This is a genomic window from Paraburkholderia sp. EB58 (assembly GCF_050436665.1).
Lineage (GTDB): Bacteria > Pseudomonadota > Gammaproteobacteria > Burkholderiales > Burkholderiaceae > Paraburkholderia.
Map to the genome: position 1 here is coordinate 72485 of NZ_JBNDMQ010000033.1, position 14947 is coordinate 87431.

The following is a 14947-nucleotide window of genomic DNA, read 5'->3' on the forward strand; positions in this document are numbered from 1 at the left end:
GCCCACTATCGTTACTTGCCGAAGCGCGCAAGCGTGCGCTGCCTAGCTTCTGCATGGTCGACGATCGGCGCTGGGTAGTCCTTTTCGAGCGTCACGCCGAACTCGGACAGCCGGTCAGCTCCTGCCAGCCACGGCGCGTGAATCCACTTTGGTGGCACGTTGGCCAGTTGCGGGAGGTAGCGCTTGATAAAGCGCCCCTCCGGATCGAATTTCTCCGATTGCGTCACCGGATTGAATATCCGGAAGTAGGGTTGTGCGTCGCAGCCGGTTGAGGCTGCCCACTGCCAGCCGCCGTTATTCGCCGAGAAGTCAAAGTCATTCAATTGCTCGGCAAAATAGCGTTCGCCGAGCCGCCAGTCGATTCCCAAATCCTTCACCAGAAAGCTCGCCGTCACCATGCGCAGACGGTTGTGCATGTAGCCCGTCTGATTGAGCTGCAGCATGGCCGCATCGACCAGCGGGTAGCCGGTTTGTCCTTCGCACCACGCCGCAAACGCCGCGTCCGCGTGCGGGCCGGTTTCCCAGCGCAGTGCGTCGTACTCGGCTTTGAACGCCGCGCCGCTCGCCAGCTTTGGATGGTGCGACAGGATCATGAAGTAAAAATCCCGCCAGATCAGTTCCGATAGCCAGGTCACCGCGCCTTGGCCGTCCGGTTGCAATGAGAACTCGTGTGCGAGTCGGGCCAGTGTGCGGATCGACACTGTGCCGAAACGCAGATGCATCGAGAGATAGCTGGGTCCTTTGACGGCTGGGAAGTCGCGACGGTCCGCGTAACTGTCGATGCGGGTGAGGAAATCGTCGAGCAGGTGCTGGGCGCCGCTCATCCCGGTAGGCAGCCTCAGGTCGGCGAGGTTGCTGGGTGCGAATCCGAGTTGCTCGAGGGTTGGTCGACTACGATCCAGTGCGGCAGGCGGCGGCGCCAGGTTCGACAGATACGTCTCGACCGGATACGGCTTCAGATCGAAGGCGTTGAGTTGCTTGAGCCACGCATTCTTGTACGGCGTGAACACCGTGAACGACTTGCCCTGTCCTGTGAGAATTTCGTCGCGTTCGAAGATCACCTGATCCTTGAACGTGATCAGCTCGCGGCCCTTCTCGGCCAGTACCTCGCGCACGGCGTCGTCGCGCTCGAGCGCAGCAGGCTCGTAGTCGTGATTCGTGAAGACGGCTTCGACTTCGAGCTGCTCCGCGAGGGCGGGGATGGCAGCGCGCGCGTCATCGTGCAGTACGATGAGGCCACCGCCGCGTTGCCTCAGCACTTGGTCCAATTCCTCCAGCGCGGCGAGGATGAATTCGACGCGACGGTCTTCAGGAGTGCGATCCGGCTGGCGGCCTCGCCATGTCTCAAGGATCGGCTGCAGGATGGCCGTGTCGAATACGAAGACGCACCAGACCCGCCGGCAATGCTTCAATGCATAGTAAAGCGCGGCCTGATCGGTGCTGCGTAGATCGCGGCGAAACCAGACGAGGCCGGTGTCGAATTGGGTGTTCAGGCGTCGGACGCGCGCCATTCAATTTGCCGGTGTGGTGGGCAAATCGGGAGTATCGGGAGTCGGCACGCCGAAGCAGCCGCGATAGGTCGCGTAGAACGAGCAGTAGAGCATCGTCGTGACGATGATCGTTGCGGGCATCAGCACGGCGACCGCGAAGTCGCCGGCGCCGAGCGCCTGCATCAGCGCGGTCAGGCCGAACATCACGGTTGTTTCCACCGCAAACCACAAGGCACCGAAGACGACGAACGCGCCGCGGTTGCGCCAGCAACTGACGATGCTGAAAAACATTGCCTTGACGGGCGGCACATCGTGCCACGCCGTGAGGACGGGCGAGAACCAGAACAGCATCGCGACCGGAATATAGAACGCCATGGCCGCGAGGATGCCCATCATGATGTTGCTGTTGAGGATGGTCTCGGGCTCCATGGCGGTGGTGCCCAGCATGACTTTCAGCAGCATGCCGTCATCGGCGAGAGCCGAGCCGGCCAGCACCAGCCCCATGGCGACGACGTAGAAGCCGCCCAGCGCAAGCAGACGCCGCGCGACGACCGAGCCATACGAGCGAAAGCCGTCCACCAGAATGGTGGGAAACACCGGCTTGCCGGCGATGGTGTCGCGGCAGGCGGCCATGAAGCCGACGGCGACGCCCGGAATGAAGGCGAGCGGCAGTATGCCGCCTACGTATGGGATCTGTGCGACCAGCGTCATCACCAGCAGATACGCGAAGAACAGCGTCAGGAATGCGAGCGGGTTCTTGCGGAACAGCCAGATGCCTTGCCTGAACCATACATAACCGGTCTTCGCGGGAACTTCAATTAGTTGCATGAGGTATGGATGCCTGGAAGTGCAACGCCAGAAAGGCGCTCGCGCAGAATGCGCTCGAAATGGCCCGGGTCGTGCGGCTTGAGGAGTTCGGCCGCACGCGGCATATGAAAATCATACAGGCGCGAGACCCAGAAGCGGTAGGCGCCTGCGCGCAGCATGTCACCCCAGTGACGGTTCTCTTCCGGCGTGAACGGGCGCACGGTCTGATAGGACCGCAGCATGGCTTCGACGCGGGTCTCGTCCAGCTTGCCGGTGGTCAGATCGACGCACCAGTCGTTGACCGTCACCGCCACGTCGAATAGCCATTTGTCGCAGCCGGCGAAATAAAAGTCGAAGAAGCCGCCGAGGCGCACCTCGTGACCGCTGTCCGGCGCCGCATGGGCGAACAGCACGTTGTCGCGGAACAGGTCGCAATGGCACGGACCTTCGGGCAGCGCCGCGTAATCGGACGAGGCGAAAAACGCTTCCTGATGCGCGAGCTCCGACGACAGCAGGTCGCGCTGCGCGCCGCTGAGGAACGGCAGCACGGCGGGCACGGTCTCCTGCCACCACGGCAGGCTGCGCAGATTCGGCTGATGGCGCGGATAATCGCGCCCGGCAAGGTGCATGCGCGCCAGCATCTGGCCGACTTCGATGCAGTGCTCGACGCCCGGCGCCAGTTCCGGACCGCCTTCGAGTTTCGTCACGATAGCGGCGGGCTTGCCGTGCAGCATGCCGAATAGCGCGCCGTCTTCGCGCGGCATCGGGTCCGGCACCGGGACGCGGTGAGCCGCCAGATGCTGCATCAGATCGAGGTAGAACGGCAGCTGTTGCGCCGTCAGCTTTTCGAAAATGGTGAGGACGTATTCGCCGCGCGTTGTCGTCAGAAAGAAATTGCTGTTTTCAATACCGGACGAGATGCCGCGAAACTCGACGACGTCGCCGAGATCGTAATGCCGCATCCATTGCGCGAGTTGGGGTTCGGTGACAGCGGTGAAGACAGCCATGCGGGAGACGTCGGATCAGGTGGTCGGGCTGGCTCGGTACGGCCAGTGCGGCAAGGTATGGGTAATCAGGGCAAGCGGGATAAACAGACTGAAGGCCCGGGTAACGGGTCATACAGGGCGCGAGCGGGGCGAGCCGGCGCCCCGCCGCAGGGTAAAAGGATCAGTAAGAATCAGTAGGTCAGGCTCACGGACGGCAGACGCGTGCTGGGATGGCCGCTGTTGTTTGCGCTCGGCGACGTGTCGAGCGGCGCGCCCATGTGATAACTCGTACCGAGATTCGAATGCACGTTGATTTCGACTGGCTTGCCCTTGTCGCGGTATTCCGTGATTTCGGTGCCGTTCGGGCTCTTTTCATAGAAGCTCGGCAGGCGCGGCTGGTTGATCTCGACCTTCGAGCTGACCTCAGCGGCCGGACGGTTGATCGCAGCCAGGTCCGGCAGGCCAGCCTGTTCGTTGGCGGACAAGTGCTTGTCGGGCGGCGGCGGTGCGTCCACGGGCTGGGCAGCCATCGCAGTGTTGGCGATGGCGAGCGCCAGCGCAACGGCGACGGGAAGGAGCGGCTTCATGGTGATTCTCCAATAGGGTGCCCCGATTCTAGCAAATCCAGCCTTGCCCACGGGCGCGATAGCCTTATTTTGCGCTGCTTTCGCGCGTTGTGCGCGTGGCATGCGCGCAATCTGACAGACGACCGGCTGGTCGGGCCCCGATGATCAATTTTTCAGGGTTCCGTGGTAAGGTCATCTCATCAATCGAGGCGAATGAAGATGAACAACAACACCAATCAGCGCGCGGTGCAGACGCCCGCCAATGACTTCCCGACCGAAGCCTTCGACGACGCGGCAGACGCCGTCACCCATCTGTCTGCCATCTACGAAGCGAACACCTCTTTCTTACGCGACGCGTTTGCGCGTTACAGGCGTAATGAACCCTTCGAACACCGGGTGCGCGCGTGCTACCCGTTCGTCAGGGTGTGCACCGAGGTCAATACGCATATCGATTCGCGCCGCTCGTACGGCTTCGTGGCGGGCCCCGGTGTGTTCGAAACCACCGTGACGCGGCCCGATCTGTTCGGCAACTATTATCGCGAGCAGCTTCGGCTGCTGGCGAAGAACCATCATGTAAAGATCGAAGTGGGGGTGTCCGACCAGCCTATTCCGGTTCATTTCGCGTTCGCGGAAGGCATTCATCTGGAAGGCGACCTTGATCGCGAGCGGTTGCTTGGCATCCGTGACGTATTCGATACACCGGACCTGCGCTTTCTCGACGATCGCATCGTCAACGGCACGTACGAACCGGGACCTGGCGAGCCGCATCCGCTCGCGTTGTTCACGGCGGCGCGCGTCGATTTTTCGCTGCACCGGCTCAAGCACTACACGGCTACTTCGCCCACTCATTGCCAGAATTACGTGCTGTACACGAACTACCAGTTCTACATCGACGAGTTCGTCAAGCTGGGCCGCACGATGATGGCCCATACGGACGACGAAGAATTGCGCGCTTACCGTAGCGAGTACACGTCGTTTGTCGAGCCGGGCGATGTGATCACGTACAACGAAAACCTTGGCGAGCAGGAGGTCGAAGGCACGGCGCCGCCGCGTCTGCCGCAGATGCCTGCGTATCATCTGAAGCGCGCCGACGGCAGCGGTATCACGATGATCAACATCGGCGTGGGTCCCTCCAACGCGAAGACGATCACCGATCACATTGCCGTGCTGCGTCCGCATGCATGGATCATGCTCGGTCACTGTGCCGGTCTGCGTAACACGCAGCGCCTCGGCGACTACGTGCTGGCGCACGGTTATGTGCGCGAAGATCACGTGCTCGACGACGATCTGCCGTTGTGGGTGCCGATTCCGGCGCTCGCAGAAGTGCAGGTGGCGCTGGAGCGCGCGGTCGCGCAGGTGACCCAGTTGGATGGCGTCGAACTGAAGCGCGTCATGCGCACCGGCACGGTGGCGAGCGTCGACAACCGCAACTGGGAACTGCGCGATCATCGCGAGCCGGTGCAGCGGCTGTCGCAAAGCCGCGCGATTGCGCTGGATATGGAGAGTGCGACGATTGCGGCAAACGGTTTCCGGTTCCGCGTGCCTTACGGCACCTTACTTTGCGTCTCGGACAAGCCCTTGCATGGCGAACTGAAGCTGCCGGGTATGGCGGACCAGTTCTATCGGGCGCAGGTCGATCAGCATCTGCAGATCGGCGTCAAGGCGATGGAGTTGCTGCGCATGAATGGTTTGCACCGTTTGCATAGCCGCAAGCTGCGCAGCTTTGCGGAAGTGGCGTTCCAGTAATGCGGCAAGCAAGCGAGCAAGGCGAACAAGCTGGCAAGTAAGCCGCCGGCTTCACGGGCGGTTCCAGGCCGGTCGAAACCCGACTGCGCCGTGGAGAACTAGAACTGCCCGAAGCCGGTCAACCCAATCAGGCTCCCGGCCGCCAGCAGCCACAACGGGTGGATGCGGGTCTTAACCGCAAGCACCGCGCAAACCGCGGTGATTGCCCATGCGATCAGCGTCGTGTCCGACGCATGTGCGATTAGCGCCGCACTCGCGGCCACGAGCCCCGCGGTCACGGGCACCAAGCCCGCTTGCGCATAGCGCCGCCACGGCCGGTCCTTGAAGCGCTCCCACGCCTTCATCGCGAGGATCGTCACGATCGACGACGGCCCGAACTTCGCCACCGAAGTTACCAGCATCCCCGCCCAGCCCGCCACGTGCCAACCCACCAGGGTTACGACCATCAGGTTCGGACCCGGAGCGGCCTGTGCAAGCGCGAAAAGCGCGCTGAACTCGCTGGCGGGCATCCAGTGATGCACGTCGACCACCTGACGTTGCATCTCCGGCAGAATCGTGTTGCCGCCGCCGAAAGCCAGCAGCGACAACTGGCAGAAAATGATGGCGAGTGAGATCAGCGTGTCGGTCATCGTGCGGTCCTCGACGCGAGATAGATGCTCAGGGGTGTCAGGACCAGCATCGTGGGCAGCAACGGAAAGCGCAGCAGCGCGATCGCCAGAAAGCCCAGCGTGGCGATGGTCGCTGCGGCAGGCTTGCGCCACAGCGGCAGCACGATCTTCACTGCCATCGAGATCAGCAGTCCGGCCGCGGCAGCGGCGAGGCCTGCAAACAGATGGCGGATGTGCGGATCATTTTGCGTGTGTTCGTACAGTACGCCCAGGCCGATCACAACCAGCGACGGACCCGCGATCAGTCCGAGCAGGCCCGCGAGCGCGCCAGGCAACCCGCGAAAGCGCATGCCGATCGCCACTGACAGGTTGATCACGTTGCCGCCTGGCAGGAACTGGCACAGGCCCAGCAGGTCGGTGAAGTCGGAGGCGGAGAGCCAGCGGCGCTGCTCGACGATCGCGCGCCGCGCGAGCGGCAGCGCGCCACCGAACGAGATCAGCCCGAGGCCGAGAAAGCCGCCGAAGATCTCGGTGACGCTGGGCGGTGGTGCAAGGCCGGCGTCGGCCCCGGTTTGCGCTGAGGTGAGGTTTGAGTTCATGTTACGAGCCGTCTTGTTCATGCTGGGAGGTTAACGCCGTTTTGTCGTCGGGCAAAACGATTTCTCGGGCGGTTCCTTGTGATCTAGAATCACAAGCATGGCTCGAAATCTTCCTCCCTTTCCGGCGCTGCGCGCCTTCGAAGCTGCGGCACGGCACGACAGTTTCACCGCGGCGGCGAACGAATTGCATGTGACACACGGTGCAATCAGCCGGCAAGTCGCGGCCTTCGAGGCGTGGGTCGGCGTGCAGGTATTTCACCGCATCGGCAAGCGCGTGCGTCTCACGGACGACGGCCGCCGCTATCTGGCGACCGTCCAGGCTGCGTTCGACAGTATTTCCCTCGCGACGAGCCAACTACGCGACACCGGCGTGGTGCATGTGCTGCGCATTAACGCCCTGCCCACTTTCGCCATGAAATGGCTACTGCCGCGGCTCAATCAGTTTCAGCGCAAGATGCCCAACGTGGAACTGCGGCTGTCGACCTCGAATACGCCGATCGAGATACTTGATGGCTATGACGTGGCAGTCCGGCGCGGCCCGGCGCATTGGCCGAACTGCGTGAGTGGACATTTCCTGGGCGAAACCGAGTTGCCGGTGTGCAGTCCTGCGCTATTGCAGCGCTCGCCGATCAAGGTGGCCGACGATCTCGCGCGTCATGTGTTGCTGCATTCGGATACGAGGCCGGACGCGTGGCGCAACTGGCTGACCGCGGCTGGTGTGAAGGCGAAATGCCGCAAGAAGCAGTCGTTCGATCACTTCTATCTGGCGTTGCAAGCAGCGGTGGATGGACTCGGCGTTGCGCTGGGGCCAGTGCCGATGCTCGCAGATGAGTTGGCTTCGGGCAGGCTCGTGATGCCGCTCGAAGGTCCGCGTATCGACGCGCGTGGTTATTGGTGGGTCGCGCGGCGCGAAGTGGCGCATGCGCCGCCGGTCGAGCAGTTTTGCCGCTGGCTGCAGGAGCAGGGCGATCAGGCCGATGAGGTTGAGCGCGCCTGAAGGGCGCCGCCCACACGTACAAAGCCGGGCGGCGGCGCGCCGCGCGGCTTCGTCGAATCACATCACGCGTTACAACCTCAGGCGTTACAGATAGAACATCCGGTCTTCATCGGACTTCGCAGGATGCGGTTCTGCCTCGTCGCGGTCTTCGTAGAACTTCAGCACCGCTTCGAGCACCTGGTCCGGATCGTCGATCACCTGCATCAGGTTCATGTCGTCCGGATTGATGAGACCCATCGGCACCAACGATTCCTTGAACCAGCCGAGCAGACCCTTCCAGAACTCGCCGCCCACCAGAATGATCGGCACATGGCGCGACTTCTTGGTCTGAATGAGCGTGAGCACTTCGGCGAGTTCATCCAGCGTGCCGAAGCCGCCAGGCATCACGATTACCGCATCCGAGTTCTTCACGAATGTGACCTTGCGCGTGAAGAAGTGACGGAAGCGCAGCGAGATGTCTTGCCACTGGTTGCCCGATTGCTCGTGCGGCAGTTCGATGTTCAGGCCCACTGACGGTGCCTTGCCCGCATGAGCGCCCTTGTTGGCCGCTTCCATGATGCCGGGGCCGCCGCCGGATATCACCGCAAAGCCCGCGTCCGACAGCTTGCGCGCGATCTGCGTGGCCAGTTTGTAATACGGCGAGTTCGGTTTCAGGCGCGCCGAACCGTAGATGCTGACGGCCGGGCGAATCTCCGAGAGGTACTCGGTCGCCTCGATAAACTCTGCCATAATCGTGAACATCTGCCACGATGCGCGGGCCTTCTTGGCCGTTGCGCGCTCTTGATCTGCGAGCGATCGCAGACTCGGAATCACTTTTCTCTTGTTCATAATGCCTGAAGAACGAATCCTGGAAGCTGAGCTGGAAGGTAAGACCCTGCTACTGGTTGACGGTTCGAGTTATCTGTACCGGGCCTACCATGCGATGCCTGATCTGCGCGGACCCGATGGCGGACCTACGGGTGCGCTGTACGGGATCATCAACATGCTGCGGCGCATGCGCAAGGAAGTTACAGCAGAGTATAGCGCGTGCGTGTTCGACGCCAAGGGCAAAACGTTTCGCGACGACTGGTATCCCGACTATAAGGCGAACCGCCCGTCGATGCCCGAAGACCTCGCGCAGCAGATCGAGCCAATCCATGTCGCGGTGCGTGCGCTCGGCTGGCCGTTGCTGATGATCGACGGCGTCGAAGCCGATGACGTGATCGGCACGTTGAGCGTCGCTGCGGAAAAGCGCGGTATGAAGGTGATCGTCTCGACGGGGGACAAGGATCTGGCGCAGCTTGTGACGGATCATGTCACCCTCATCAATACGATGACCAACGAGACGCTCGACCGTGCCGGCGTCCTGGCTAAATTCGGCGTGCCGCCGGAGCGCATCGTCGATTACCTGTCGTTGATCGGCGATACCGTCGACAATGTGCCCGGTGTCGAGAAGTGTGGTCCCAAGACCGCGGTCAAGTGGCTCACGCAATACGAAACGCTCGATGGCATCGTCGCACACGCGAACGAAATCAAGGGTGCGGTAGGAGACAATCTGCGTAAGGCGCTGGATTTTCTGCCCATGGCGCGCAAGCTCGTGACCGTGGATACGGCATGCGATATGACGCCGCATCTCACGTGTATCGAAGAGAGTCTGGCAAGCCGCGCCGAAGCGCGCGATGAACTACGCGATATCTTCGCGCGTCACGGCTTCAAGACGTGGCTGCGTGAAGTTGAAGTGGCCGAGGTGGTGGAAGGCCCGGGTGCGGGCGAAGACGTCGCACCGGTGATCGACGGCGAGCGTCACTACGACACTGTACAGACGTGGGAACAGTTCGATACGTGGCTCGCGAAGATCACTGCTGCCGAGATCACCGCCTTCGATACTGAAACTACTGCACTCGATCCGATGCTGGCGCAACTCGTCGGCATTTCGTTGTCGGTCGAGCCTAACTCTGCCGCTTATATTCCGGTTGGACATCGTGGGCCGGACCATCCGGTGCAACTGCCGCGCGACGAAGTGCTCGCGAAGTTGAAGCCGTGGCTCGAAAGCGCTGATCACAAGAAGGTCGGCCAGCATATGAAGTACGACGAACAGGTGCTCGCCAACTACGGCATCGTAATGGACGGTATCGAGCACGATACGTTGCTGCAATCGTATGTGCTGGAGTCGCATCGTACGCATGACATGGATAGCCTCGCGCTGCGACATCTCGGCATCAAGACGATCAAGTACGAAGAGGTGGCGGGCAAGGGCGCGGGGCAGATTGGTTTCGATGAGGTCGCCCTTGCTCAGGCCGCCGAATACGCAGCAGAAGACGCGGATATCACGTTGCGTCTGCATCAGGCCTTGTATCCGCAAGTGGCGGCAGACGAGGGTTTGAAGCGCGTCTACAGCGACATCGAAGTCCCCACTTCACGCGTCTTGCGCAAGATGGAGCGCACCGGCGTGCTGATCGACGCGGAGAAGTTGCGACTGCAAAGCAATGAAATCGCCACCCGCCTGATTGAGCTCGAAACGGAAGCCTATACGCTGGCCGGCGGAGAATTCAATCTCGGCTCGCCCAAGCAGATTGGGCAGATCTTCTTCGAGAAGCTGCAGTTGCCGGTAGTCAAGAAGACCCCGAGCGGCGCGCCGTCCACCGATGAAGAAGTACTGCAAAAGCTGGCCGAAGATTATCCGTTGCCGAAGCTGTTGCTCGAGCATCGCGGCCTGTCGAAGCTGAAGTCCACCTATACCGACAAGCTGCCGCGCATGGTCAACGCGCAGACGGGCCGCGTGCATACCAACTATGCGCAGGCCGTGGCGGTCACCGGACGGCTCGCCTCGAACGATCCGAACCTGCAGAACATCCCTGTGCGGACCGCGGAAGGGCGCCGCATTCGCGAGGCGTTCATTGCGCCGCCGGGTCACAAGCTCGTCTCTGCGGATTACTCGCAGATCGAGCTGCGCATCATGGCGCACATTTCCGGTGATGCGTCGTTGTTGCGCGCATTCGCGCAGGGCGAGGACATCCACCGCGCGACCGCGGCGGAAATCTTCAGCGTGACGCCGCTCGAAGTGTCGAGCGACCAGCGTCGAGTGGCGAAGGTGATCAACTTCGGCCTGATCTACGGCATGAGCGCATTCGGTCTGGCCGCAAACCTGGGTATTACGCGCGATGCGGCGAAGCTTTATATCGACCGCTACTTTGCGCGCTATCCCGGCGTCGCGAGCTACATGGACGAAACCCGCGCAAGCGCGAAGTCGAAGGGCTACGTCGAAACTGTGTTCGGTCGTCGTCTGTGGCTGCCGGAAATCAACGGTGGCAATGGGCCGCGACGCCAGGCCGCGGAGCGCGCTGCGATCAACGCACCGATGCAGGGTACCGCCGCCGATCTGATCAAGAAGTCGATGATCGCCGTGCAGGACTGGCTCGAAGCCTCGAACACCGGCACGCGAATGATCATGCAGGTGCACGACGAATTGATCCTCGAAGTGCCGGACAGCGAACTATCCGAGGTACGCAAGCGTTTGCCCGAACTGATGTGCGGCGTTGCCGCGCTGAAAGTGCCGCTGGTCGCAGAAGTGGGAGCTGGCGCCAATTGGGAAGAGGCACATTGACGCAGACCTGAGGCTGGAGCGATATCGTCGTGCGCATGTCACACATGCGCCTGGATGGCTTGTGGCAAACCGTACTGCTCGCGGACAATCTCTGACGGACGGCTCCTACAGGGATGACGTAGACCGTCTCGACGCACAACCGATCGGCAAACACGGAGAACTACGATGCATCGTTTTATCGTCGTTGGTGGAGGTGCGGGAGGGCTGGAACTGGCGACGCGTCTTGGCGACCGCTATGCCCCACACAAGAACAAGGGCGAGGTGCGCGCGCAGGTCACGCTCGTCGATCGTAATCCAACCCATATCTGGAAGCCGCTGCTGCACGAGGTTGCCGCCGGCAGCATGGACCCATTCACGCAGGAACTCGAATATGCCGCGCAGGCGCGCTGGCATGGCTTTGAGTTTCAGCAGGGTGAGCTAGCCGGGCTCGACCGGGCAGCGAAGCGCATCACGCTCGGGCCGGTCATCGATGATGACGGTGCGGAGTTGTTGCCGCAGCGTGTGCTCGACTATGACACGCTGGTGATTGCCATCGGCAGTACGACGCATTTCTTCGGCGTCCAGGGCGCGCCGGAGTATTCGCTCGCGCTCGACACGGTCGGTCAGGCCGAGCGCTTTCGCAAACGCCTGATCGCGGCTTGCATGCGCGCCGAGCATCAGGTGCACGAACCGGTGGAGCCGGTGCATGACGTGTCTGTGCCGTCGACGGAGCCGCGTATCCAGGTGGCGATTGTCGGCGGTGGAGCGACGGGGGTCGAATTGTCTGCGGAATTACGCAATACGGCTCAGGTGTTGTCCGCGTATGGGCTGCATAAGCTTGATCCGCGCCACGACGTCGGCATTGTGCTGATCGAGGCTGGGCCGCGAATCTTGCCGGCCTTGCAGGAGCGGGTGTCCACCGCCACGGCGGAGCTGCTGACGAAGCTGGGCGTCAAGCTGATGACCGGCGAGACAGTGGCCGAAGTTGCGCCGGGCCTCGTGCGCACCGCGAGCGGCAAGACGATTCGCGCCGACTTGACGGTATGGGCCGCAGGCATCAAGGCGCCAGCGATCCTGAGTCAGCTCGACGGCTTGCCGGTCAACCGGCTCGGCCAATTGATCGTGCGCCGTACGCTGCAGACCGAGGTCGACGACAATGTTTTCGCGCTCGGCGATTGCGCCGCCTGCCCGTGGCCCGGCAACGAACGCAACGTGCCGCCGCGGGCGCAGGCCGCTCACCAGCAGGCGAGCTTCCTGCTGAAGGCGCTTGCTGCGAGGCTCGGGGGTCAGCCGCTGCCGGAGTTCACCTATCGGGACTTCGGCTCGTTGGTTTCGCTCGGCCATTTCAGCGCGGTGGGCAACCTGATGGGCGGGGTGATCGGCGGCAACATGCTGATCGAGGGGCTTTTTGCGCGTTTCATGTACATGTCGCTGTACCGGCTGCACATTGCCGCGCTGCATGGCTACGCGCGGATGGTGCTCGATACCTTCGCGCATTGGCTGCGCCGCACGACGCTGCCGCGGGTGAAGCTGCACTGAGGAGTGGTGCTGCGGTAGGTGGTGTGCGGGGTTCAGACGTTATCAGCGGCTTTTCCGGCGCCGCCGCCCGGCATGGCATCGGGGTTCACCAGGCTTCTGCAACGGGATTGCGCACGAGCGTATCCTGTTGCCGTTCGTCCTATTGTCTACCGCCATTCACAGCCGTTCGTCCTTTGTTGCCCTTCATTCAAGGAGTGCCGCATGCTGAAACCTGAAGTCGACTGCCTGGTCCCGCACGTTCCTTTCAATCGACGCACGTTCATCAAGGCAGCGCTCGGCACCGGATTTGCCGCTGCCGTGTTGCCGGTGTCGGCGCAAACCATCCACACGGATAGCGACGGCCTCGAAGCGGGCGAAGTGGCCGTGCATTCAGGCGACACCCTCGTGCCGGCCTATCGCGCGCAACCTTTGGGCAAGACGCACCTGCCCGTGATCATCGTCGTGCACGAGGCGTTCGGCGTACATGAGCATATTGCCGACGTCTGCCGGCGGTTCGCCAAGCTCGGTTATCTAGCGATCGCGCCGGATCTCTTTGTGCGCGAAGGTGACGCGTCGGCGTATCCGACGATCCAGCAGTTGGACGCACAACTGCTCAGCAAGGTGCCTGACGAGGAGGCTCTGGCCGATCTCGACGCCACCGTGGCCTGGGCCGGCGAACACGGCGGCGACCTGAAGCGGCTGGGCGTCAATGGATTCTGCTGGGGTGGCCGGATCACCTGGTTGTACGCCGAGCACAATCCGCATGTGAAAGCGGCGGTGTCCTGGTACGGGCGGGTGGCGGGCAACCACACGGCCAACACACCGGCCAATCCGATCGATCGGGTGGCAGACCTTCAGGTACCGGTGTTGGGGCTCTACGGCCTGCAAGATCAGAGCATTCCGCAGGACACGCTCGCGCAGATGAAGCAGGCGATCGCGCAGGGACCTGAAGGGGGACGCGGCTCGCAGTTCGTCGTCTACGACGATGCAGGGCATGCGTTCTTTGCGGATTACCGGCCCAGCTACAAAAAGGCTGATGCGGAAGACGGCTGGCGCCGCGCGCTGGTCTGGTTCAAGCAGCACGGCGTGGCGTAGGCGCTGCGGCGGCTACCCCATCGAAGCGGCCGGCAATACCGCCGGCCCGCCCTGCGCCGTTACGGATTCGGTCCGGTCGCAACCGGCCGTGCCGGATCGGACGACCACTCGCTCCACGATCCCGCGTAAAGCGCCGCGCCATGCAGGCCGGCGACTTCCATCGCCAGCGCGTTGACGCAGGCTGTCACCCCGGAACCGCATTGCAGCACGACGCGATCCGGTGCGATTCCAGGCAACAATCCCTGGAATTCTTCTCGTAACGAATGAGCCGGCTTGAACCGCCCGTCGGGCGTCAGATTGTCTTTGAAGAAGCGGTTCAGCGCGCCCGGAATGTGCCCACCGACCCGGTCAAGCGTCTCGTTCTCACCGCGATACCGGTCTGCGGCCCGCGCGTCGATCACCACCCGGTCATGCGTATTCAGATTGCGCTCCACGGCCTGGACGTCGAACGTGACCGCCAGTGGCGCGCCGGCTTTGAAGTCGCCGGGGCTTTGCGGCGCAACATCCTGCGTCAGCGGGTGGCCGGCCGCTTGCCAGGCTTGCAGCCCACCGTCGAGCAAGGCAACCGCATCGTGACCCAGCCAGCGCAGCAGCCACCAGGCGCGCGCGGCATACATGCCACCTTGCGCATCGTAGGCAACAACCTGCTGACCCTGCTTGAGGCCGCGCGCGGCCAGCATGGCGGCGAGCTTCGCGCGGTCCGGCAGCGGATGGCGGCCATTAGTACCGGTCTTCGCGCTCGACAGGTCACGATCCAGATGCAGATACTGCGCACCCGGCAAGTGGCCGGCCGCGTGGGCTTTTTCGCCGGCTTCCGTGTCCGCCAGATCGAAACGGCAGTCGATCACAAATACGCTGCCAGGCACAGCGGTGAGCCGTTCAGCGAGGTTCGCCGCGGAGATCAGGGTGGTGTAGTGGGTATGTGGCATGACGGCTCCTGAGCGATTTCGGCACGGCCCGAGCCAACAACCAG

Annotated in this window: 13 protein-coding genes; 5 read left to right on the top strand and 8 right to left on the bottom strand. The window is 62.6% G+C overall.

Annotated elements, in window-relative coordinates:
* Window positions 1-11: 11 nt before the first annotated feature.
* The 4 genes from P3T40_RS34425 to P3T40_RS34440 form a co-directional block, all read right to left on the bottom strand.
* The gene (locus P3T40_RS34425; RefSeq protein WP_429272177.1) at window positions 12-1511 is read right to left on the bottom strand and encodes a cryptochrome/photolyase family protein; all 1500 of its coding nucleotides are present in this window, start codon (window positions 1509-1511) and stop codon (window positions 12-14) included.
* Complete coding sequence (locus tag P3T40_RS34430) at window positions 1512-2318, bottom strand: BPSS1780 family membrane protein (RefSeq protein WP_429272178.1); 807 nt, start codon at window positions 2316-2318, stop codon at window positions 1512-1514.
* Complete coding sequence (locus P3T40_RS34435) at window positions 2309-3304, bottom strand: homoserine kinase (RefSeq protein ID WP_429272179.1); 996 nt, start codon at window positions 3302-3304, stop codon at window positions 2309-2311. The genes P3T40_RS34430 and P3T40_RS34435 overlap by 10 nt, the downstream gene beginning before the upstream one ends.
* A gap of 170 nt (window positions 3305-3474) precedes the next feature.
* On the bottom strand, window positions 3475-3870 hold the full coding sequence (locus P3T40_RS34440) for a hypothetical protein (RefSeq protein WP_429272180.1): 396 nt from the start codon (window positions 3868-3870) through the stop codon (window positions 3475-3477).
* 198 nt (window positions 3871-4068) lie between these two features.
* Here P3T40_RS34440 and P3T40_RS34445 point away from each other — a divergent pair, with 198 nt between their 5' ends.
* Window positions 4069-5595, top strand: a complete 1527-nt coding sequence (locus P3T40_RS34445) for an AMP nucleosidase (RefSeq protein ID WP_429272181.1) — start codon at window positions 4069-4071, stop codon at window positions 5593-5595.
* A 98-nt stretch (window positions 5596-5693) separates the two neighbouring features.
* Here the strand turns inward: P3T40_RS34445 and P3T40_RS34450 are convergent, their stop codons facing one another.
* Together P3T40_RS34450 and P3T40_RS34455 are read right to left on the bottom strand one after the other, a co-directional pair.
* The gene (locus tag P3T40_RS34450) at window positions 5694-6224 is read right to left on the bottom strand and encodes a chromate transporter (protein ID WP_429272182.1); all 531 of its coding nucleotides are present in this window, start codon (window positions 6222-6224) and stop codon (window positions 5694-5696) included.
* The gene (locus P3T40_RS34455; protein WP_429272183.1) at window positions 6221-6802 is read right to left on the bottom strand and encodes a chromate transporter; all 582 of its coding nucleotides are present in this window, start codon (window positions 6800-6802) and stop codon (window positions 6221-6223) included. Before P3T40_RS34455 ends, P3T40_RS34450 begins: the two co-directional genes overlap by 4 nt.
* 97 nt (window positions 6803-6899) lie before the next feature.
* Between P3T40_RS34455 and P3T40_RS34460 the strand changes: the two genes are divergently transcribed.
* The gene (locus P3T40_RS34460; RefSeq protein WP_429272184.1) at window positions 6900-7799 is read left to right on the top strand and encodes a transcriptional regulator GcvA; all 900 of its coding nucleotides are present in this window, start codon (window positions 6900-6902) and stop codon (window positions 7797-7799) included.
* 84 nt (window positions 7800-7883) lie between these two features.
* Here P3T40_RS34460 and P3T40_RS34465 read toward each other — a convergent pair whose 3' ends face one another.
* Entirely contained in the window at window positions 7884-8627 is a 744-nt protein-coding gene (locus P3T40_RS34465; RefSeq protein ID WP_429272185.1) for a TIGR00730 family Rossman fold protein, read from the bottom strand.
* A gap of 1 nt (window position 8628) precedes the next feature.
* Here P3T40_RS34465 and polA point away from each other — a divergent pair, with 1 nt between their 5' ends.
* From polA to P3T40_RS34480, 3 genes are all read left to right on the top strand, one after another.
* Complete coding sequence (polA, locus tag P3T40_RS34470; RefSeq protein ID WP_429272207.1) at window positions 8629-11382, top strand: DNA polymerase I; 2754 nt, start codon at window positions 8629-8631, stop codon at window positions 11380-11382.
* Between the two features lie 165 nt (window positions 11383-11547).
* Entirely contained in the window at window positions 11548-12900 is a 1353-nt protein-coding gene (locus P3T40_RS34475) for an NAD(P)/FAD-dependent oxidoreductase (RefSeq protein WP_429272186.1), read from the top strand.
* Between the two features lie 201 nt (window positions 12901-13101).
* Window positions 13102-13974 (top strand): dienelactone hydrolase family protein, encoded by an 873-nt coding sequence (locus tag P3T40_RS34480; protein WP_429272187.1) that lies wholly within the window; start codon window positions 13102-13104, stop codon window positions 13972-13974.
* A 59-nt stretch (window positions 13975-14033) separates the two neighbouring features.
* Here the strand turns inward: P3T40_RS34480 and P3T40_RS34485 are convergent, their stop codons facing one another.
* Window positions 14034-14903: a sulfurtransferase gene (locus P3T40_RS34485; protein ID WP_429272188.1), complete on the bottom strand. Its 870-nt coding sequence runs from the start codon at window positions 14901-14903 to the stop codon at window positions 14034-14036.
* Window positions 14904-14947 lie beyond the last annotated feature (44 nt).

What these genes read in the sequence shown, in the direction of transcription:
- P3T40_RS34430 (WP_429272178.1), bottom strand. Translation starts at nt 2,318, where the DNA reads ATGCAACTAATTGAAGTTCCCGCGAAGACCGGTTATGTATGGTTCAGG.
- P3T40_RS34455 (WP_429272183.1), bottom strand. Translation starts at nt 6,802, where the DNA reads ATGAACTCAAACCTCACCTCAGCGCAAACCGGGGCCGACGCCGGCCTT.
- P3T40_RS34445 (WP_429272181.1), top strand. Translation starts at nt 4,069, where the DNA reads ATGAACAACAACACCAATCAGCGCGCGGTGCAGACGCCCGCCAATGAC.
- P3T40_RS34460 (WP_429272184.1), top strand. Translation starts at nt 6,900, where the DNA reads ATGGCTCGAAATCTTCCTCCCTTTCCGGCGCTGCGCGCCTTCGAAGCT.
- P3T40_RS34475 (WP_429272186.1), top strand. Translation starts at nt 11,548, where the DNA reads ATGCATCGTTTTATCGTCGTTGGTGGAGGTGCGGGAGGGCTGGAACTG.
- P3T40_RS34485 (WP_429272188.1), bottom strand. Translation starts at nt 14,903, where the DNA reads ATGCCACATACCCACTACACCACCCTGATCTCCGCGGCGAACCTCGCT.
- polA (WP_429272207.1), top strand. Translation starts at nt 8,629, where the DNA reads ATGCCTGAAGAACGAATCCTGGAAGCTGAGCTGGAAGGTAAGACCCTG.
- P3T40_RS34440 (WP_429272180.1), bottom strand. Translation starts at nt 3,870, where the DNA reads ATGAAGCCGCTCCTTCCCGTCGCCGTTGCGCTGGCGCTCGCCATCGCC.
- P3T40_RS34450 (WP_429272182.1), bottom strand. Translation starts at nt 6,224, where the DNA reads ATGACCGACACGCTGATCTCACTCGCCATCATTTTCTGCCAGTTGTCG.
- P3T40_RS34465 (WP_429272185.1), bottom strand. Translation starts at nt 8,627, where the DNA reads ATGAACAAGAGAAAAGTGATTCCGAGTCTGCGATCGCTCGCAGATCAA.
- P3T40_RS34480 (WP_429272187.1), top strand. Translation starts at nt 13,102, where the DNA reads ATGCTGAAACCTGAAGTCGACTGCCTGGTCCCGCACGTTCCTTTCAAT.
- P3T40_RS34435 (WP_429272179.1), bottom strand. Translation starts at nt 3,304, where the DNA reads ATGGCTGTCTTCACCGCTGTCACCGAACCCCAACTCGCGCAATGGATG.
- P3T40_RS34425 (WP_429272177.1), bottom strand. Translation starts at nt 1,511, where the DNA reads ATGGCGCGCGTCCGACGCCTGAACACCCAATTCGACACCGGCCTCGTC.